Source organism: Sinorhizobium alkalisoli, from assembly GCF_008932245.1.
Taxonomy (GTDB): domain Bacteria; phylum Pseudomonadota; class Alphaproteobacteria; order Rhizobiales; family Rhizobiaceae; genus Sinorhizobium; species Sinorhizobium alkalisoli.
This window is the reverse complement of record NZ_CP034910.1, coordinates 292,692-313,101: the sequence shown is the minus strand read 5'-3', so window position 1 is coordinate 313,101 and position 20,410 is coordinate 292,692. Positions and strand designations below refer to the sequence as shown.

17 protein-coding genes and 1 pseudogene are annotated in these 20,410 nt (G+C 62.2%); 12 read left to right on the top strand and 6 right to left on the bottom strand.

All coding sequences use genetic code 11. The annotated features are described in order from the left end of the window. Entirely contained in the window at window positions 1-459 is a 459-nt protein-coding gene (locus tag EKH55_RS19060) for a helix-turn-helix domain-containing protein (protein WP_069461393.1), read from the bottom strand. 435 nt (window positions 460-894) lie between these two features. Between EKH55_RS19060 and EKH55_RS19055 the strand changes: the two genes are divergently transcribed. Together EKH55_RS19055 and EKH55_RS19050 are read left to right on the top strand one after the other, a co-directional pair. Beyond that, window positions 895-1,695, top strand: a complete 801-nt coding sequence (locus EKH55_RS19055; protein ID WP_151612447.1) for a tyrosine-type recombinase/integrase — start codon at window positions 895-897, stop codon at window positions 1,693-1,695. 3 nt (window positions 1,696-1,698) lie between these two features. Then, window positions 1,699-2,889 (top strand): IS91 family transposase, encoded by a 1,191-nt coding sequence (locus EKH55_RS19050; RefSeq protein ID WP_151612445.1) that lies wholly within the window; start codon window positions 1,699-1,701, stop codon window positions 2,887-2,889. Between the two features lie 615 nt (window positions 2,890-3,504). Here the strand turns inward: EKH55_RS19050 and EKH55_RS19045 are convergent. After that, window positions 3,505-4,200: a glutathione S-transferase family protein gene (locus tag EKH55_RS19045; RefSeq protein WP_210249921.1), complete on the bottom strand. Its 696-nt coding sequence runs from the start codon at window positions 4,198-4,200 to the stop codon at window positions 3,505-3,507. Window positions 4,201-4,539: 339 nt separating this feature from the next. Between EKH55_RS19045 and EKH55_RS19040 the strand changes: the two genes are divergently transcribed. Then, window positions 4,540-5,580, top strand: coding sequence for an AraC family transcriptional regulator (locus EKH55_RS19040; protein ID WP_345790238.1), 1,041 nt, complete (start codon window positions 4,540-4,542; stop codon window positions 5,578-5,580). Window positions 5,581-5,746: 166 nt separating this feature from the next. Here EKH55_RS19040 and EKH55_RS19035 read toward each other — a convergent pair whose 3' ends face one another. Then, window positions 5,747-6,406 (bottom strand): hypothetical protein, encoded by a 660-nt coding sequence (locus EKH55_RS19035; RefSeq protein WP_151612441.1) that lies wholly within the window; start codon window positions 6,404-6,406, stop codon window positions 5,747-5,749. A gap of 253 nt (window positions 6,407-6,659) precedes the next feature. Beyond that, a pseudogene (locus tag EKH55_RS19030) lies at window positions 6,660-6,917 on the bottom strand (polysaccharide deacetylase family protein); the annotation flags it as partial. Between the two features lie 400 nt (window positions 6,918-7,317). On the opposite strand from EKH55_RS19030, the gene EKH55_RS19025 reads away from it, so the two are divergent. The 9 genes from EKH55_RS19025 (at window position 7,318) to EKH55_RS18985 (ending at window position 17,379) form a co-directional block, all read left to right on the top strand. Beyond that, window positions 7,318-8,298, top strand: coding sequence for a reverse transcriptase domain-containing protein (locus EKH55_RS19025; RefSeq protein ID WP_246231934.1), 981 nt, complete (start codon window positions 7,318-7,320; stop codon window positions 8,296-8,298). Between the two features lie 324 nt (window positions 8,299-8,622). Continuing rightward, entirely contained in the window at window positions 8,623-9,837 is a 1,215-nt protein-coding gene (locus EKH55_RS19020) for an ROK family transcriptional regulator (protein ID WP_151612439.1), read from the top strand. Next, complete coding sequence (locus EKH55_RS19015) at window positions 9,834-11,093, top strand: M20 family metallopeptidase (RefSeq protein ID WP_151612438.1); 1,260 nt, start codon at window positions 9,834-9,836, stop codon at window positions 11,091-11,093. The genes EKH55_RS19020 and EKH55_RS19015 overlap by 4 nt, the downstream gene beginning before the upstream one ends. A gap of 41 nt (window positions 11,094-11,134) precedes the next feature. Beyond that, the gene (locus EKH55_RS19010) at window positions 11,135-12,190 is read left to right on the top strand and encodes a substrate-binding domain-containing protein (RefSeq protein WP_151613879.1); all 1,056 of its coding nucleotides are present in this window, start codon (window positions 11,135-11,137) and stop codon (window positions 12,188-12,190) included. 72 nt (window positions 12,191-12,262) lie between these two features. Further along, the gene (locus tag EKH55_RS19005; protein ID WP_151612436.1) at window positions 12,263-13,321 is read left to right on the top strand and encodes a substrate-binding domain-containing protein; all 1,059 of its coding nucleotides are present in this window, start codon (window positions 12,263-12,265) and stop codon (window positions 13,319-13,321) included. 37 nt (window positions 13,322-13,358) lie between these two features. Next, a complete protein-coding gene (locus EKH55_RS19000; RefSeq protein ID WP_151612434.1) occupies window positions 13,359-14,336 on the top strand; it encodes an ABC transporter permease in 978 nt (325 codons plus the stop codon). A 10-nt stretch (window positions 14,337-14,346) separates the two neighbouring features. Further along, a complete protein-coding gene (locus tag EKH55_RS18995) occupies window positions 14,347-15,546 on the top strand; it encodes an alanine racemase (RefSeq protein ID WP_151612432.1) in 1,200 nt (399 codons plus the stop codon). An 11-nt stretch (window positions 15,547-15,557) separates the two neighbouring features. Further along, a complete protein-coding gene (locus EKH55_RS18990) occupies window positions 15,558-16,319 on the top strand; it encodes an ATP-binding cassette domain-containing protein (protein WP_151612430.1) in 762 nt (253 codons plus the stop codon). A 40-nt stretch (window positions 16,320-16,359) separates the two neighbouring features. After that, a complete protein-coding gene (locus EKH55_RS18985) occupies window positions 16,360-17,379 on the top strand; it encodes an SIS domain-containing protein (protein WP_246231932.1) in 1,020 nt (339 codons plus the stop codon). A gap of 801 nt (window positions 17,380-18,180) precedes the next feature. On the opposite strand, the gene EKH55_RS18970 is transcribed toward EKH55_RS18985, so the two are convergent. Next, window positions 18,181-19,182: an Lrp/AsnC family transcriptional regulator gene (locus tag EKH55_RS18970; protein WP_151612428.1), complete on the bottom strand. Its 1,002-nt coding sequence runs from the start codon at window positions 19,180-19,182 to the stop codon at window positions 18,181-18,183. Between the two features lie 89 nt (window positions 19,183-19,271). Next, window positions 19,272-20,396 carry an FAD-dependent oxidoreductase gene (locus tag EKH55_RS18965; RefSeq protein WP_151612426.1) on the bottom strand — a complete coding sequence of 375 codons (1,125 nt, stop codon included), beginning with the start codon at window positions 20,394-20,396 and terminating at the stop codon, window positions 19,272-19,274. Window positions 20,397-20,410: the final 14 nt, after the last annotated feature.

The window sequence follows — 20,410 nt, the reverse complement described above, 5'->3', positions numbered from 1 at the left end:
TTACAGATGCTCCGCGTCCAACTCGGCAAGATCTGCAAGGGCCTTACTCCGCTTCTCGTCGCGTTCCTTCTTGTATTTGAACAGTTGATCGGCCTGAATCCTTCGATGTCGACCAACAAGGGAGTACTCGATCTCGCCCTTATCGAGGAGGGAAATCAGGAACGGCCTCGATACATTGAGAATATCCGCCGCTTGTTGCGTCGTCAGCATCTTGCTGACGGGAACAAGCGTCACCGCGTCACCTTTGCCGATATGACGCAACAGCTCTATTAGGAGGCTGGACAGCGCTGGGGTGAGGGTAATCTCCGTTGGCTGCTGCGTCTCATCGTCGAGCACGCGCAATTTTGCGTCGCCGGTAGCATGAGCCGCCAGTATCTTCCGCAGGTGGTTCGCGGCAGCTTTTTCGGAGGCCGACGGCAGGCGCCCGCCCAGTTCCTGGGCTGCTGCTGGAACTGTCATTTTGAAAACCCTCCGTTTGAAACCCATTTCTATCTTATATTCGAAGCAGACGCAATAAACGAAATAAATGAAAGTACCCGAAGCTCTTAGAGCAGGCTCAGACAGGCTTTGTTGAAATCCCTGGTCTCCAGTTCGATTCCGTTCAAGGCGAGGGGAGTCGATATCCAGGACTGGGCGGTATGTTGCCGACTTCCGATCGTCTCGATTGTGTGGGAAGTTCGCCTTGCCGCCATCGATCTGAACGCGCAGTCAGCTGACAAAGCGGGTTTCGCCAAGACGGGCCCAAAGGGCGTATTTGGGGCCGTTGAACGAACCCGCTGCGCGGGAGGGCGCAAGTGGTAAGGTCTCGGCAATTTCTTGACGTTCGTGTTTTGATTGTGCGTCGCCGGTCCTGATCGGACCATCTGGTTCCTTTCAACCAGAAGGAACCAGACGATGACCGAAGTTACATCCACCACGCCAATCAGTCCGCTGCGCCAACGGCTGATCGAAGACATGAACTTGCGCCATTTCTCGATGGAGACGCAGCGCAACTACACACGCGATGTCGGACGTTTCGCGACCTATCTCAGGCGCCCTCCTGACACGGCCACTGCCGAAGACCTGCACCGGCGCAAGCTGGTCCGGGTGAAGAGCATGCGCAAGCTCCCTGTCGTTCTGAGCCGGGACGAAGTAACCCGACTGCTCAACGCGACCACCTGCCTCAAGCATCAGGCGGCCCTGTCGGTCGCCTATGGCGCAGGCCTTCGTGTGGCGGAGATATCGATGCTCAAGGTCCGCGACATTGATAGCGAGCGTATGCTGATCCGGGTCGAACGCGGCAAGGGCGGACAGTATCGCAATGCCATACTGTCTCAAGACCTGCTCACCCTGCTACGGCACTGGTGGAAGGTCGGGTATCAGCAGGGCGTGATGCATCGCGACGGCTGGCTGTTCCCGGGACAGCATTACACAAAGCCGATCAGCACGCGCCAGCTCCATCGCATTGTCGTCGAAGCGGCTCGAGCGGCCGACATCGGGAAGCGGGTCGGCCCGCACACGCTGCGCCACAGCTTCGCCACCCATCTGCTCGAGGACGGTACCGATATCCGCGTGATCCAGGTCCTGCTTGGGCATACCAAGCTGGAGAACACCGCCTTCTATACCAAGGTCGCGACGCGCACGGTGCGCACCGTCATCAGCCCCCTCGACAAGCTCGGCATCTTCACTGTCGGAGACAATGCACCTGATGCGTGAGGTGTGTCCGCCTCGCTTGAGGTCGCCGACATCTTCCGCGTTGCCGGACCCGCCTACCGGGTCTCTCACGCCGGACACCTGAGCCTGGCCCAGCTTAAGGTGATGTCGGCGGTCGAACATTGCCGCACAGCTGCATTGGGTGGACATGTCGAGACCTGCGAGGACTGCGGGCACTGGCGCATCGCCTACAACAGCTGTCGCAACCGGCACTGCCCCAAGTGCCAGGGTGGCGCCGCGCGCGCCTGGCTCGCCCAGCGGAAGGCTGATCTCTTGCCGGTCGGCTACTTTCATGTCGTTTTCACGCTACCTGCCGAGGTTGCCGCCATTGCCTTCCAGAACAAGGCGCTGGTCTACGACCTGTTGTTCCGCGCCGCGTCGGAAACGATGCTCGCGATCGCCGCAGACCCGAAGCACCTCGGTGCAAAGATCGGCATCACTGCGGTGCTCCACACCTGGGGATCGGCAATGACCCATCATCCCCACGTGCACATGATCGTGCCGGGCGGTGGCATCTCGCTAGACGGAACGCGCTGGATATCGTCACGTCCTGCCTTCCTCCTGCCGGTGCGGGTGCTGGGCAAGCTGTTCCGCCGTCTGTTCCTGACCCGGCTGATCGCACTTCACGACACAGGCCGGCTCGATTTCTTCGGATCGATGGCCCAATTGGCCGAGCGGCGGGTCTTCCTGAGGCATCGGTCGCCGGTGCACAAAAAGCGTTGGGCCGTCTACGCCAAGGCACCCTTCGCCGGGCCGGAAGCGGTGCTCGCCTACCTGTCCCGCTACACCCACAGGGTCGCCATCTCAAACCGTCGCCTCATCGGCTTCGACGAGAACGGGATCACTTTCCGCTACAAGGATCACCGCCGCAGCGGCCCCGACCAGCAGCAGGTCATGACCCTCGCCACCGAAGAGTTCATCCGCCGCTTCCTGCTTCATGTCCTGCCGCGCGGCTTCCACCGTATTCGCCATTACGGCCTGCTTGCCGGTGCATCTCGCCAGACCAGCCTCGATCGCGCGCGAGAATTGCTCAGCGTCGCTCCGCAGCCTGAGGACGATGCGCCGGAGCTTTCCGATACCCGGCCGCCGTGCCCTTGCTGCGGTGGGCACATGATCACCATCGAGACCTTCGCCCGCTGGCAGCAACCCCGCGCACCGCCTCACTGCGCGGCTTCGACCGGGGGGGCCTCGCCATGACCCGGCATGGAAAGACGGCACCCCATCCCGAAGCCCTTGCGCTTCGCGGAACGCTCCACTGTGAGCCGGACACCAATCCAACCGCTTCGACTGACTTCAACACCAGTCAAACTCATCGTCGGCATTCTCGGAAACCGGCGGTTGACGGTACATTCTTGTCAGCTGGTACGCTCCGCAAAACTCGCAGCGCCGTTCCCAAGACCACCCGACCATAACGCAGTACCTGCGGCCCGCGGGTTCATTCCTCGGGGACTTTCGTACGCCTGACGGCACCCGAAACTCAGGCAAACTTGAGGGAGAGCGGCCATTCCACACGGGAAAGGCTGACGGTATGCTCCGACTCCGGGTCGCCGCTCGCGTGTGCAGCTTCAAACCCTCAACGTGTCAACGGCCAGAGTAATCCGGCCATTGGGCAGTTTTTAAAGGTCGGCCCCTTGAGGCGCACGCATGCGCTTGCCCGGAGGAGCAGCTCAAGCGGGGTCTCATATATATATATATATATATATATATCATATCATGCGTGCGGCGCGGTATTGCCGGATATTTCAGCCTGCCTCCCGGGCGCAGCTATACTCGAGACGGTATTCTCCGAACCCGGGCGTGAAGGCGACATGCCTATGCGGCACGGGCCGCAGCTTGCGCTATCAATTCCTCGTCCTTGGCCACGCCCCGCTTGAAAGCGTCCCTGTTCACCAATTTTCCGACATAGTCGAGAAACGTCTGACGCGGAGGTAGGGTCTGGAGGCCGAGGCCCCAGCCGATATGCGAGCCGATATAGATGTCCGCAGCTGTGAACCGGTCGCCTGCGATGAAAGGATGCGCCTGGACCGCGCGTTCCAGTTCGTCCAGCGTCCGCTCATAGCTGCCGTAGCCGAAGAAGAACTCCTGCTCCGGCGCTGGCATGAAATTGGCGCGGTGATTGGTGATGGCCTGTTCGATCGGACCGGCGGCGAAGAACATCCAGCGATAATAATCGGCACGCTCTTCCGGGGTAGGCGCCAGACCGGCTTGCGGAAAGGTTTCTGCGAGATAGGCGATGATTGCGCCGCTTTCGGCCACGGCGTGGCCGTCATGCACGATCGCAGGCACCTTGCCCATGGGATTGACCTGCGTGAAGAAGCGGACCCGCTCGTCATTGGGATCGCCAGACACCGGTCGTTCAAGAGCCGCCCCGCCCCACGCGTCGAATGCGCTGGTCTTCTGGTAATCGATGACCACCGTCTCGTAGGGCTGGCCGATTTCCTCCAGTATCCAGCGTACAATGCGGCCGCGGGAATTGGGATTGGTGTAAAATGTGAGCGTCACGTTCAAATCTCCTGATTGATGGCTGTTGTTATCTGGATCGGCTCCCTTGCTCGCGATGTTGCAGGGCTGCCGGGTCGAAATTTCGCTGTTGCCGGGTACAGGGTTCAACATCGGCACCACAGGAGCAGAAGATAAGGATAGAACACAGTGCGCGCACTAGCAGACGGCGCCAATAGACTTGCGAAAAGCGCCAAGAGCGCTACCGTATACGCCAGACAGTGTGTAAGCACTTGCCCCGTCCGTACGCCGGGCGCTAGGCCCGAGATGTGAGAAGCGCAATTGCCGCGGTGCGATTTGGCCGATGGCATCTCCGCCACCTGCGATCTCCAGCTGGAGTAAAGAGAGATGGCCATGACCAAAGTGCCTTCTGACCGATGCAAATTGCCGAGGCCATTCTGGCAGTCGCTAGAACAACTGGGATTGCGGCCTTCAGCGGTCCTGCGACATGCCAGACTTCCTGCGACGCTTCATCTTGACAATTCCGCGGTCATCAGCACGACGCAGTTTTTCGCAATCTGGAATGCCATTGAGGCGCTCTCCGAGGACCCCGCCTTCAGCATCAGGATGGTGAGCGAGACCAGCACCGCCAACCACAAGCTTGCATTTCTGGTGGCGTCCTACGCTGCCGACTTTCGGGACGGTATGGCGCGGATGGCCCGCTTCAACCGCCTGTGCAGCCCTGACCGCCTTTGTTTCGAGGAGCGCGACGGCAAGGTGTCCGTGACGATCGAGTGGCCTGCGGGCACCGAACCGGAGCCGCCCCTGTCGGTGGACGCAAGCTTTGCCCTTTTGCTGGAACTCGGCCGACGCGGCACTGGCCGTCACCTGCGGCCAATCTCGGTGGAACTGCGGCGGCCAAATCCCGGAACGGACAAGCACGGCATTTTCTTCGATTGTCCGATCCATTTCGGGGCGAAACGTGATCGCATGGTGCTGAATGCGCCGGACCTCGACCTACCATTTCCTGGGCACAACCCCGAACTGCTCCTGATGCTAACCCCCGCGCTGGCAAACGCAGTGCGTGAGATTGAGGCGCAGGCCACACTCGGTGAGCTGGTAAAAGGCGCATTGAAGCGCGCCATGGCCAGTGGGCGCCCGGATGTTGGAGCCGTGGCGCACAAACTGGGGCTGAGCGAGCGCACCCTCCAGCGGCGTATTACCGCGGAAGGCACGACCTTCCGTGCTCTTCTGACCGAAGCCAGACAGGAACTCGGTTCCCAGCTTCTCTCCGACCCCTCGATTGACATAGAGGAAGTGGCCTTTCTGCTCGGATACCAGGACACCAATTCGTTCTATCGTGCGTTCCATGAGTGGGAAAACATGACGCCCGGCCACTGGCGTCGGATCATGTCCCCATCGACAATGGCTGTTTCGGACGGCAGTTAAGCAGAGATCAACGGCCAGGTTGAAGGCGCACACCGGCCGAGGTCGGTGCTCGCGTTCGGCCGAGCTGGTCAAGCGCGAGTGTGCCTCAGTGTCTTTTCGACCTCGCGGGATGCGGCCGCCACTGGCGACGGTGAGTTCACCAGGATGACGTGCGTTAAACAACCCCTCAATCTGCCTGCATGTAATCCGCAACGCTGTAGCAATGGCTCGCCTGATAGGCGTTCCGCCCGCGGTTCATGTGCGTCAGGTTGAACGTGCGAATGGCGCGCACCACGCGGCGGCTCCCGAGGAGTTTGCGGATCGAGACAGAGCCGCGCACATTGATGCCGAAAATGTCCGCATCACGCGGGAAGAAATAACTGACGTCCTCTGGCATCGCGACGCTTTGCTCGAGAAAGGGTTCGTCCACCCGGCTTGGCGTTGCTGAACGATCTGTAGTGAAATCCGAAAGATGCACGATGAATCTGGCGCGGATATCGTCGCCTTGAGCATAGAGCGTGAAAAGCTCCATCCAGCTCGCATTGACGCGTACGAGCGGCTTGTCCGAGGTCGACGGCAGACAGGAAACCGACCAGTAGTAGCGCTCGGTCTTGCGCAGCAAGGGAATGCAGTTTGGACCGTATAGCCCGAGAATCTCCAGCACTTCCCCCGCTTGCGGGCGACTAAGTAGCTTCTCAAATCGAGCGACATATTTGAAGCGCTGTTCCAGGGACTCTGAGCGGTCGCCCGCGTCCGGCAAGTCGATCTTGCCCGCTAACCAATCGCGCTGCTGCTCAAGATCAAGGAGCAACACACCGGTGGTTCTGGGGCGAGAAGTCGTGCCCATTTCAGGCACTCTGCGAAATTCGTGTGCTCGTCATCGGCCGACTCCTGTGTTGTCGCTTGGGCGGTTGCGATTCTAAGCATCACGCCCAATGCGCCTCCGAATGATACGTCGCGGACGGAGAATTTGGAACGGCTGCGCGACCACGAGGTGGAAGTCGCCTCACCGTTCGCTGCCTTCGCAGCGGCTTGACTTCAAGGCTGATGTTGCCGGTTCTGCAGAGCGGCCGCTTCTGGGATCAGAAGTTCGATCTACAACCCGGCGTGAAGAACGTCGCTTTCAGCGCCAGCTCGTCCATCAGCTCGAGGATCTTGGCGACGCCGACGCGGGCGTCGTAGCCGCCATGGGAAGTGGTGACCATGCGATCGACGTTCGAAGGGTTGTTGCCGATCCATGCGGTCTCCGCGTCGACGTCGAAGCCGATGAAAACGGCGCTCTTGGCGCCGTTCGGCCAGGCGATCAGCGGCGCTTGTGGAGCCGGGTTGAGCGGTCGCGGCGTGAGATCGTGGTTCATGGCATATCCTCAGCGAAAAACGGGGCGGCTGTCGGCGTCGCCGGTCAGCAACATTTCCAGCCTGCGGCAGTCGTCCAGGTTGTTGAGATCGGCGAGCATCGTTCAGAGCTGATCCGCCTGCCCCGCGGCTGTGCTCATCGTCGCGAGTTCCTGGAACTTGGCGGCGACCAGAGGACTTACTGCGTCATGCCTATGGGTTGGCCCGCGCCAATGCGGGTTCGCCGGGCGTGGACGGGGTGAGCTTCGCCCAAATCGAGGCGGAGGGCGTGGAAGGGTGGCTGGCGGGCCTGCGCGAGGAACTCGTCTCGAAGAGCTACCGGCCACAGCGGGTGCTACGGGTGATGATCCCGAAGCCGGGGGGCGGTGAGCGCCCGCTCGCATCCCGACCATTCGGGATCGGGTGGTTCAGACCGCTGCCAAGCTGGTGCTGGAACCGATATTCGAGGCGGACTTCGAGGACGGTGCCTATGGTTATCGGCCCAGACGCAGTGGGACCGACGCAATCAAGGAAGTGCACCGGCTTATCTGCCGGGGCTACACGGACGTGGTAGACGCTGATTTGTCGAAATACTTCGACACTATTCCGCATTCGGACCTCCTCAAATCGGTGGCCCGACGCATTGTCGACCGGCACGTGCTGCGTATGATCAAGCTGTGGCTGAAGGCGCCGATCGAAGAGCGGGACGGTGCCGGGAACCGGCACATGAGCGGTGGCAAGAGCAGCACGCGTGGCACGCCGCAAGGTGGGGTCGCAAGCCCGCTGCTCTCGGTCATCTACATGAACCGGTTCCTGAAACATTGGCGGCTCACCGGACGCGGCGAGGCATTCCGTGCGCATGTCATCTCCTATGCCGATGACTTCGTCATCCTCAGCCGCGGGCACGCGGGTCAGGCGCTGGCGTGGACACGGACGGTGATAACGAAACTTGGGCTGACGCTCAACGAGGCGAAAACCTCGCTGAAGGATGCCCGAACGGAACACTTCGACTTTCTCGGTTACAGTTTCGGGCCGCACCCTTTCCGGAAGGACGGCCACTGGCACTTGGGTGCGAGCCCGTCCAAGAAGAGCGTGCAGAGGATCAAGACGAAGATTGGTGATCTCCTCGTACCCGGTAACAATGAGCCGTGGCCCGTGGTGTGTACCCAGCTGAACAGACTTCTGCGCGGCTGGTCTGGATACTTCGGCTACGGAACACGTTTGCCGGCCTATCGGGCGGTCGACAACCACGCCCATGACCGTGTTCGCGCTTTCCTCCGCAAACGGCACAAGGTGCAGGGACGCGGCACGCAACGATTCTCCGACGATAGTGTCTTCGGGGACTTCGGCGTGCTGCGTCTTCGACGCCTGCACATTGGATCGCCGCCGTGGGCCTCGCGATGAAACCAGTCGGAAAGCCGGATGCGGGAAATCCGCACGTCCGGTTTGATGAGCGGGGAAGGGAAACCGGGCGATGCCAACACGGCCCAAGCCACCGCGCCCTTCCTCGACTCTACAAGTAAGAGGTGCATCGAGCCCGCGAATCCGAGGTTCGCTCCTGAACATGCGGCCGTTCGGGACCGGGCGGCCTTTAGAGCGGCGCGACGAGATCAACGCGTGCTTCTCTCTCGCCCTTGTTCGCCGTTGTTTCGCAATCCGCACAAAAAGCTTGACGAATGTCGAGACTTGATATTTAGTTCGGTCGTAGAACGAATTAAATTGGCGACCATGACCGACGCACCTCGTATTTCCCGGCAGTTCTCCCAGCGCTCCGTCATGGAGTCGATCGTCCAAGGGGGGCCAATCTCGCGGGCTTCCATTTCGAAGCTGACGGGTTTGTCGAAGCAGACCGTTTCAGAGATCGTCCGGGACCTGGAGGATGACGGATGGGTGCGGGAAACAGGTCGCACCAGCGGACATGTCGGCCGGACCGCCGTTACCTATGAGCTGGTGGTCGATGCCGCCTTCATCGCTGCGGTCGATCTCGGTGGCACGAAAGTCCGTGTCGCAGTGACCGATCTTACCGGGCGAATCGTTGCCGAAGATGCGGCCCCGACCGATCCGCGCGGAGGCGCCTATCTCGTCGGCCAGATTGCCGACATGACGCTGTTGGCTGCAGAGGCGGCGAAGGTACACCGCGAGAAACTTCGGCTTGCCGTCGTAGGCGTGCCAGGAGCGCCGGATAATCGCACCGGGCGCGTGCTGCTTGCGCCGAATATTCGCGATTTTGATACGATGGATGTGCTGGAGGCGTTCCGAAACGCCTTCGGGTTCGATGTGGTGTTGGAAAATGACGTCAACCTGGCGGCGCTCGGCGAGAGCTGGCAGGGCCAGGGGCAGGGGATCGACAACCTCGCATACGTAGCGCTCGGCACGGGTATCGGCAGCGGTCTCATTCTCGGTGGAAACCTCGTCCGTGGCGCAGCCAATGCAGCGGGCGAAATGGGCTTCCTGCCGATCGGGGCCAATCCCTTTGACCCGGAATCCCTACGGGTCGGCGCCTATGAGCGTGCCGTTGCCACATACGGCATCATCGAACGTTACGAGATCGCCACCGGGGAAAGGATCAATGTCCCCCAGATCTTCGAGCGCGCCGCGGTGGGAAACCCCGCAGCCGTCGCTGCGATCGACGAGACGGCCAGGCAGGTCGCCTGCGGCATCGCCGCCATCTGCGCCATCGCAAACCCGGAGCTCGTCATCCTCGGCGGCTCCATCGGCCTGCGACCGGAGATCCTGGAGCGCGCGCGCCACTTCCTGCCACAGTGCTTCCCCTATCCGGTCGATGTCGTCTCCGGCGAACTCGGTGCGCGGGCGGCACTTGTCGGGGCGACGGCCATCGGCCTCAGCCAGTTACACAACACGCTCTTTGGTGTCGCAACGCCGAACGCCAGCCTTTCCCTTCCGCCGACCGGCACTGAACCACCCCAGGAGGCCGCAGAATGACGCTAGAAAACGACCTTTTCATCCGTCTTCGCGCAGCGCTCGACCGTGATGCGGCCCTCGACCTGTTCCGCGGGGCGATCCAGCGCAACAGCATCACCGGCAACGAGGCCAATGTCGTCGCTTATCTTGCCGAGGCGATGCGCAAGCTCGGGCTCTCCCGCCTGACGACGGCGGACTTCCTTCCCGGGCGCCCGAATGTCTGGGGCGAGCGCAAGGGTGCTGGCGGTGGAAAACGCCTCCTCTTCATTGGCCATACGGATGTCGTGCATGTCGATGGCTGGCGTGAGAACTGGGTCGGTACGGAGCGCGAGGATCCCTTTGGCGCGGCCATTGTCGACGGTGCGGTCTGGGGCCGTGGGGCAGGGGACCTGAAGGCCGGTATCACCTCGTCGCTTGCCGCCGTAGCGTTGCTGGACGCTGCCGGCATCAAGCTTGCCGGGGATGTCTCCTTCGCCTTCGTCGGCGACGAGGAGAGTGGCCAGCCGGGCACCGGCGTCTCTGCTGGTATCAAGGACTATGTGGCGCGCATGGAGGCCGGCGAAGTTGAGCGGCCCGATTTCGTGGTCTATGTCGAACCCACGCAGCTTGCCATCTACCCGGCGCAGATCGGTTTCTTCATCACGGACATCACCATTACCGGGCGCTCGGCCTATTTCGGCGCGCCGGAACTCGGCAAGGATGCCCTACGCGCCAGCCATGCCGCGATGAGCGCGCTCTGGACGCACTCCGACGAGATTTCTGCCCGTGCAGAGCATCCGCTCGTCGGTCGTTCCTTCCTGGTGATCACCGGGCTGACTAGCGGCGGCTACATCGCGGTTCCTGACAAGTGCGAACTGTCCCTGATCCGCAAGCTCCTGCCAGGTGAGTCGCTCGACCAGGCCGCGGCGGAGATCGAGGCCGCCGTGCGCGGCGCCATCGACGATCCGGAAATCACGGTGGAATTCTCCTATCCGGCCGGCCGCGATCATGCGCTCGGCGGGACGGCGGCGGAGATCGATGCGGGCAGCCCGGAGGTCGCGATGCTGGCGCAGGCGATCGGCGGCGCGCTCCCCGGGCGGGGCACCATTCAAGGGGCGCCCTTCTGGTCGGAATCGCCATTCTTCGTGAACCGGCTCGGCATACCGGCGGTCTATTGCGCACCCGGTGATATCCGAAATTGCCACACCTACAGCGAACACGTTGAGATCGAAGAATTTCTCGCGGGCGTCATCGGCTTTGCGGCCTTCATGGCGCGCTTTTGCGGAACAGTTGACTGAAGCATCAACCACGAACCAAAAGATGGGAGCACACTATGCAGATGACAAAATGGCTGACCGGAGCCTTGACGGCCGGTCTTGTCATGAGTGCCGTAAGCGCCATCGCCCAGACCGTTGGCCCGGCCGGCGAAGCGGCAACGCCGAGTTCTGAAGTCACGCTCAGCGATGCCGACGTCGCGGCGCTGAAGGACAAGGGCTATAAGGCCGCGCTGCTCTGGCACACCTCGTCGGATTTCACGAATGCAGTCGGTCAGGGCGCGACCGATGAGTTCAAGCGCGCCGGCATCGACATTGCCGTGACCACCGACGCGCAGTTCGATGCCGCACGCCAGCGCAGCGACATCGAGACGGCGCTTGCCGCCAAGCCGAACGTCATCCTTGCCTTGCCGCTCGACCCGGTAACATCCGCCGAAGCCTTCCGTCAGGCGGTTACGGACGGCGCCAAGCTGGTTTTCCTGTCGAACGTGCCGAAGGACTACAAGCACGGCGCTGACTATGCCGCAATCGTAACCGACGATCTCTACCAGATGGGCAAGCAGGCTGCCGATGCGCTCGCCAAGTCCATCGGCGGCAAGGGTACGGTCGGCTACATCTTCCACGACGCCACCTACTACGTCACCAATCAGCGCGATCAGGCCTTCAAGTCCACCATCGAGAAGGACTATCCAGACATCAAGATCGTCGCGGAACAGGGCATTTCCGATCCGGCGCGCGCCGAGGAACTGGCCAATGCGATGCTGCTGAAGAATCCGGACCTCGATGGTATCTACGTCACCTGGGCTGAACCGGCGGACGGCGTGCTGGCAGCGCTGCGCGGTGCGGGCAACACCAAGACGAAAATCGTCACGCTGGATCTCGCCGAGCCCGTGGCCCTCGACATGGTCAAGGGCGGCAACGTGGCCGCGCTCGTTGCCGACAAGGCCTATGAACTTGGCCGCGCAATGGCGGCTGCGGGCATGAAGTCGCTGCTCGGCCAGGAGACGCCCGCCTTCGTCGTCGCTCCGGCGCTGACCGTGACCAAGGACAACGTCTCCCAAGGCTGGAAAGATTCGCTGAACCGTGACGCGCCGCAATCGGTGCTCGACGCAGCGAAGTGACCGCCTGGCTGCGGCGGCGCCAGGCCGCCGCAGTTCTATCGCCTGATCACCACAGTTTTCCGGGAGGAAACCATGCGTCTTGCAACGACACTCGCTTTGATGACCGGCCTTTTGAGCGCGCATGCCTTCGCGGCCGATGGTGCTACGACAGGGCCCCACGGTGAAGCACCGACGGCCGCAAGCGCCGTTACGCTGACCGCCGAGGAGGAACAGAAGATCAAGGACGGCAAGTTCACCGCCGCCCTCGTCTGGCACGAGATGAGCGAATACACCAATGCGGTGAACGCCGGCGCTCAAGATGAATTCAAGCGCCTCGGCATAGAGGTGGTGGCCCAGACGGATGCCAGCTTCGACGGTGCACGCCAGAAGGCCGATGTCGAGACGGTGCTGGCGAAGAAGCCGTCGATCATCGTATCGCTTCCGGTCGATCCGGCCAGCGCCGCCGCCGTTTACGATCCCGCTCGCGCGGCTGGCGTCAAGCTCGCCTTCGTCGACAATTCGCCGGCCGGCTACGTGCACGGCAAGGACTATGTGACGATCGTTTCCGACGACCTCTTCCAGATGGGCAGCAAGGCTGCAGTCGCGATGGTCGATGCCTTGGGCAAGAAGGGCAAGGTCGGCTACATCTTCCATGACGCCGATTTCTACGTGACCAACCAGCGCGACCAGGCCTTCAAGAAGACCATCGAGCAGGACTATCCGGAGATGAAGGTCGTCGCCGAACAGGGCATGGCCGATCCCGCCCGCAGCGAGGAGATCGCCCAAGCGATGGTGACGCAGCATCCCGATCTCGACGGCATCTATGTCACTTGGGCCGAGCCGGCACTGAGCGTGCTGTCCGCCCTGCGCGCGGCAGGCAACAGCCACACCAAGATCGTCACCCTCGACCTCAACGAGCCGGCTGCGCTCGACATGGTCACGGGCGGCAGCGTGGCGGCGCTGATTGCCGACGAGGCCTACAATATCGGCGTTACGGCGGCCCGCTCGGCGGCCGGTGCCATGCTCGGCAAGGAGGCCGCACCCTTCCTCGTCGTGGATTCCCTGGCGGTCACCAAGGACACGGTTAAGGAAGGCTGGAAAACGTCGCTCAACAAGGACGTCCCGCAATCCATCGCCGATGCCCTGAAGTAAACGACGTCAGGTCGGCTCGCATTCACGGAGGTAAATCATGTCCAGTACCAACCAAGGTACCGCGGTCCGTGCGGCGGGGCTGGCCGACCGCGTCAACCTGCAGCAATATGTCGTCTATTTCGGCTTCCTGGCGATCTTCCTGTTCTTCGCCGTTGTGCTGAAGGACAGTGGGTTCCTGACGGTCCGCAATCTCTCGAACATCGTGCTCCAGACGGCACCGGCGACGATCATGGCCATCGGCCTCGTCTTTGTCATGTCGGCGGGCGAGATCGACCTTTCCATCGGTACGACCGTGTCCGTGGCCGCCCTTGCCGCCGCCGTGACCATGCAGGGCTACGGCCTCGTCCCCGGCATTGTCGCGGGGCTCGGCTGCGGCTTGCTGATCGGCCTCGTCAATGGCGTGCTCGTCGCCTATGTGCGGCTGCCGTCCTTCCTTGTCACGCTCGCGACGATGGGCCTTTTTGCCGGGGTGTCGCGCTCGATGACGGACCTGCGCAGCATTCCCGTCACCAACGAGTTCTTCACCGGCTTCTTCGGTTCTGGGGCGCTGCTCGGCATTCCGTCGCTCATCTGGTGGACGGCCATCGCGGTCGCCTTCGGGCATATCCTCTACCGGGAAACCCGCTTTGGCGCGCATGTTCTGGCCATCGGCGACAATGCGCGGGCGGCCAGTGTTTCCGGCATCTCCGTGCCGAAGATGCGGCTTGCCGTGCTGATGCTTTCCGGTGCGCTCGCCGGGCTGGCCGGCCTGCTTTATGCCGGTCGTCTTCAAGCCGCGAAATACACGCTCGGCGAGACCGACCTGATGACGGTCATCGCGGCCGTCATCGTCGGCGGCACGTTGCTCAATGGGGGGAAGGGCTCGATCATCGGTGCGCTCGTCGGCTCGCTGATGATGGGCATGCTCAACAACGGCCTCATTCTGATGGGCCTTTCCGTTTCCGACCAGATGATCGTTCGCGGTCTGATCATCCTTGCCGCAGTCGCCGTGTCGCTGCGCGAAAAGTCCCGCTGAGGAGGATCGAATGTTTCTCGACGTTCTGCGCCGGCGTAATCCCGGCTTCATCGAAGCAGCCCAGAAACTTCACCGCGAGGGCAAGATCCCGGCCAATGCCTATGTGATCGACCTCGACGCGGTCGAGCGCAATGCCCGCATCATCAAGGATGAGGCAACGCGGCTCGGCCTGAAGACCTTCGCCATGACCAAGCAGTTCGGCCGGTCGAGCTCGGCTTGCCGGGCGATCCTGCGCGGCGGCATCGACCGTTCCGTGGCCGTCGATATGGCCTGCGCCAAGGCCACCCATCGGGCAGGCCTTAAGGTCGGCCATCTCGGCCACCTCCAGCAGGTCGCCCGCCACGAGGCGAATGGCGCGGCGAGCGTGCTTCAGCCGGACTACTGGACCGTATTCAACGAGACCAAGGCGCGAGAGGCGGCAGCCGGTGCCAAGGCGGCGGGGCGCACGCAGAACCTGTTCGCCCGCATCCATGCGGAAGGCGATACATTCTATCGTGGCCACGAGGGCGGGTTTGACGCTGCCGATGTGGTCGCCGTTGCCGACATGCTCGACAGCCTCGACGGCGGCCGTTTCGCCGGCACCACGACCTTTCCCGCGCTGCTCTTCGACCATCAGGCCCGCAAGGTCCTGCCGACACCCAATCTCGCCACGCTGACAAAAACCGCTGAAGCTCTGGCCAGGGCAGGGCGTAGCGGCATCGAGGTCAACGCTCCCGGTACGACCTCCAGCGTAATGCTCGCCGCGCTGGCAGAGGCGGGTGCCACTCAATGCGAACCGGGCAACGGCCTGCACGGAACCACGGCCCTGCATGTCGTGGAGGACCTGCCGGAACTGCCCGCCATACTCTATCTCACCGAAGTCTCCCACCTGTCGGGCGGCAAGGCCTATTGCTTTGGCGGCGGCTTCTATATCGATCCGATCTTCCCCGACTACGATGTCAAGGCCATTGTCTCCGATGAGCCGACGGTCGCCGCAGGTGCCCTGCGCGGCGTCGAAATCCCGCCACCCTCGGCCATCGATTATTATGCGATGATCGATGCGGGCGGTCCCGCCGCGCCGAAACCCGGCGACACCGCCATCTTCGGCTTCCGCGGACAGGCTTTCGTCACCCGGGCCTATGTTGTCGGCGTTTCCGGCATTTCGTCTGGCACACCGAAGGTCGAAACCATCGAGAACACGTCGGGCGAAACCGCCGCCTGGCCGATCTAGGAGGATAGGGCATGAGTGCAAATGCTGCCGCTGCGATCGGCCAGCCCGTCCTGGCGCTGAAGGACATCCGCAAGACCTTTGGCGGTGTCGTCGCCATCGAGAACTTCTCGCTGGAGGTCTATCCGGGTGAGATCGTCGCCCTTGTCGGCGATAACGGCGCGGGCAAGTCGACGCTGATCAAGATCATCTCCGGCGTGCACCCGCCGACCTCGGGTTCGATTGCCATCGAGGGCGAGCCCGTCTCCATGTCGAGCGCCACGATGGCGCGAGCGCACGGCATTGAGGTGGTCTACCAGGACCTCGCGCTTGCCGACCAGCAAACGGTCTACATGAACATGTTCCTTGGCCGCGAACCGACGAAGGCCTTTGGTCTTCTCGATCGCCGCCGGATGATCGCCGAGACGGAAAAGCTCGTAACGGAGCTGGATGTCCGCATTCCCTCGGCGCATGCGACGATCCGCGACCTCTCGGGTGGCCAGCGCCAGGGTGTTGCCATTGCCCGCGCAACGCATTGGGCCAGCAAACTCATCCTGCTCGATGAACCCACCGCCGCCCTCGGCGTGGCGGAAACCGCCAAGGTGGAGGAGATCGTCGCCTCGCTGAAGACCCGCAATATCGGCGTCCTGATCATCAGCCACAGCCTCGACCAGGTCTTCAAACTTTCCGACCGCATCTGCGTGCTGCGTCGCGGTAAACAGATCGGTGTCCGGGAAACGAAGAAGACCGACAAGAACGAGATCATCGCGATGATCACTGGTCTTCAGCAGAGCTGACAAGTCGCGCCCGGACATCTTCATAGCAAAGGACAAACGAATGAATGAGACCCAGATGTCGCGCGAAATCCGGGAAATCCCGGCCGTCGTTGAACATCAGGTGACGCGTGGCGCAGGCGTTTATCACGAAGCGGGAAAACGTCTGCGCCATGATGGGCCGCGGTTTCTTGTCTCTTGTGCCAGAGGCTCCTCCGACCAGGCGGTAACCTATTTCAAGTACCTGCTGGAGACGCGCCTAGGGATTCCCCTTGCATCCATCGGTCCCTCCATTGCCTCCGTGTACGATGCGCCACTGCGGCTCGATGGGGCGGCCTTGCTTACTGTTTCCCAATCAGGTGGGAGCCCCGATCTCGTCAGCCTGCAGGCCAAGGCCAGAGGTGCGGGTGCTCGCGCGGTTGCGCTTCTGAACGAAACTGATTCACCTGTTGGCAAGGGGGCCGACACGATCCTGCCTATGTGTGCAGGACCGGAGAAAGCCGTTGCTGCGACCAAGTCCTTCGTTGCATCGCTCGTTGCACTGGCATCCGTCATAGCCTCCTGGAGTGAAGACAAGGAGTTGCTTGACGCGCTGCAGCGTCTGCCCGAGGCCCTGGCAAAATCGCTGGCCTGTGATTGGACGCCCGCCTCAATCCATGTTGCCTCCGCGCACTCGCTCTATACGATTTCGCGAGGCCCGGGCCTTGCGATTGCTGGCGAAGCTGCGCTGAAGTTTAAGGAGACGTGTCGCTTGCATGCGGAGGCCTATAGCGCAGCTGAGGTCCGTCATGGTCCGATCGCACTCGCGCGGGATCGTTTTGCGGCGCTTGTCTTCGCAAATGGCGATCAGTCCGACACTAGCATTTTGGACGCGGCCGACCACCTTTCCGCCGCAGGCGCTCGCGTCTTCATTGTAGGCGGGACCAGCCCTGGCGCCCTGCCTGTTGCCACCGCACCGCATGCGTTGCTCGCGCCAATTTGTCATGCCGTGAATTTCTATCGGTTCGTCGAAACCCTTTCTGTTTCATTGGGAGAGAACCCTGACGCTCCCGCTCTCTTGCGGAAGGTGACTGAGACAGTCTGAATTGGACTGCGATCGGGGTGCATGGAGCAGTCCGCGCACGCGGATGGCACCCTTTGCGAGGCTCTCTTCTTTTAGGGGCCGCCGCCAAAACCGCCCAAAGCCAGCGGCGGCGAGAGAAGCGGGCTAGCAAGGTGGACGCCCTGAAGGATCACATGAGTTTGCCCTGATACGCAGCCTTACCATGCGATTTCGCGGCATTCTCCGGAGCGGTGAACGAGCAAGCTCGACATTTGGATCGACGATGCCGTCAGCTCCGGGCTCGCCCCGATGGTCCGTTTTCGCGCGGGTCTTGCACCGTGACATCGGCGCCGTTAGAAGGATCTCTCTCAGCCTTTCTCTGGCAAGCCGCTGCGTCAGCCCCTCGTATTTCGACATCTTCTCCTCCTTGTTTGTTCCCAGCATGCCAAGCTCGCGATGAAATGAAATACTCCGTTTGGGCGGCGCCCCTAATCCTTGACTGCAACCTGTGCTGTGAGACCCTACGACCTCTCGGTTGTGGTGCGTAGGGAAGGCATGGCACAGCTCTCACGGAAAGTGGCCCTCGCGCTGCTCATCCTTCCGGCGCTGGCGAACTGTCCCTCCATGCATCATCACCGCGGCCGCCGTGCGGTGATCGATGCAATCCGGCGCGGGAACCAGCGCATCCTCCGATATCGCTGCGCGCTCCGCGTAGCTTCCCGGTGCGTAAACCAGGCGACGCGGTCACCGGGCCGGAAACTGTTGACTCCGGCGCCGACAGAGAATATGGGCCGGGGCGACGGAATGGAACTTCGGTCCGGGGAATGTTCGACGTTCAGGGTATCAGCCCCCGGCTGGTTTGATCCGGCGATAGAGAAAATCCTCGCAGATGATCGTCTGCACGGCGCTGACTCCCGGCAGTGAGCGGATGCGGTGATCCACGAGGTCGAACAGGTCGTCGGCGTCGCGGCACATCACCTCGGCCAAAACATCGAACTTGCCGGCGCAGATCGCTATATAGGCGACCGATGGGAGCGCCGACACCAGGTCACCGACGGCGGTGATGCTGACGCCAGATGCCACATTGAGGCAGACCCAGGCGATTGTGTGGTAGCCGATGCTGCGCGGATTGGTCATCGCCAGCACCTGGACAACGCCCTGCTCGACCAGCCGAGCATATCGCTTGCGGATCTGGCTCTCCGAAATACCGATGTGACGCGAGATTTCCAGGAAGGCCACGCGGCCGTCTTCGCTCAAGTGGTGGATGATGTCCCGATCGATCTTGTCGAGCGGCGCGCTTGCTAAAGTGTGCTGCGCATCGTCCTTGATCTGCGTGCGATCCCAGGCGGGCTGCTGGTAATGCAGGCTGAGGTAGGGAAAGACCTCGATCTCTTTGACGCCGTCCATGCCGCGGATCGAGCCATCGAGGATTTCACCCAGCTCGCGATTGTCACAGCAGACCAGTTCGGCGAGGACATCGTAGCTGCCGAATGTCGTCACTGCATAGTCGACGGCCTTCAGGGCGAACAAACGCTCGGCAATGCCAAGCCGTGTCGCCCCGCCAGTAATCCGGATGCCCACTAGCGCCACGGAATTGTAGCCGATGGCGCGCGGGGATGCGACGGTGGTAATCTCGATCAGCTCCAGCGCCCTGAGTTCCGCGACGCGCTTGCGTGCGGTCTTCTCCGCCATGCCGAGCTTTTCGGAGAGGTCGACGAAGGAAATCCGGCCATCGGCCTGCAACAAGCGGATGAGCTCGATATCGGAGGCACTGATCTCGGCATCGCTACCTGCGCGCAGCAGGCTGGCATGCCGTGTCTGGGGGGCTCGCTTTATCGCTGACATCTGGGATCCAGTGCGGCAGGGTAGAAGATCTGCAAACTCCGAGGTCCCCGGAGTTTGCTCTTTGCTTCTAGGCATCCACGCCCAGCGGTTCAAGTCACGTCGCTATGCGCGGCGACGTTGATCCGCCGCTGGAGGCGTGTCGACTTGCCGACGCCCCAGACCAGCGCGGAGCGCAAGTCGAGCAGCGGCCGCGGCCAGCGCGTGCCGACGCGACCATAGAGGCGCGAGAATTTCTGCGTCGCATCGACGACCGGTCTTTGCCTGGCTTCCCACAGATGCAGGCCAGTCCGGACATCGACGCTTTTTGAAAGCTGGTCGGCGAGAACGAAGCCGGTCTGCATAGAAACGCCCGCCCCCTGACCGAGATTGGGAGACATGGCATGGGCGGCATCACCGATGATGGCGACCTTGCCCTTGTGCCAGGCATGGCAGGTCACGTCGCTGAATGACGCCCAGCGGCCATTATCGGTAAGGCGGTCGATATAGGACGAGAGCGCCGGGAAGGACGCCTTCCAGGACGTCTTGTCCGGCGGGGACAGCCTGCCCGGGACATCGTTGGCCGGGCAGCAGATGTAGAGGTATACCTTATCCTCGCTGGCCGGCACCACGCCGACGCGGCGACCGCCATTCCAGTATTCCAGCGACTTTCCCGCCGCGTCCTGCGGTATGCGCGGGATGAGATAGCGGCCGCAGCCGTCCTGAAGATCCACGACGCGTTTGGTCAATCCAAGACTGTTGCGCACCGCCGAGCCGACGCCGTCGGCGCCGACGATCAGGTCCGCCTTCAGGCGCTCGCCGCTCTCGAGGATAAGTGTGCCGTCTTCGGTCGCGCCCGAGACGCGAGAGTTGACGACGATCTCGACGCCGGATCGGGCGGCCGCAGTGGCAAGGGCCTTGTGCAGCTGGCTGCGCAAGACTGTGTAGAGGCGCGTGCCCTGCATCATCCAGCCCGATTGCAGCAGGCGTTCGCGCTCGTCGCGGATCTCCCAGTACTGGTTGCGTTCGCCACCATCGATGGCTTCGTCATAGGCGCCGATCGCCTCGAGGACGCGCAACGCATTCTCCCACATGAAGATTCCTGCGCCGATTTCGCGGAGCTGCTCACCACGTTCGTGGACCCGCACGCTCCATCCGGCCTGAGCGAGCGCCGTGGCCGCCGTAAGCCCTGCTATTCCTGCGCCGGCGATCTCGGCATGTCTCTTCTCTTGAACCATTGTCTTCCTCATGT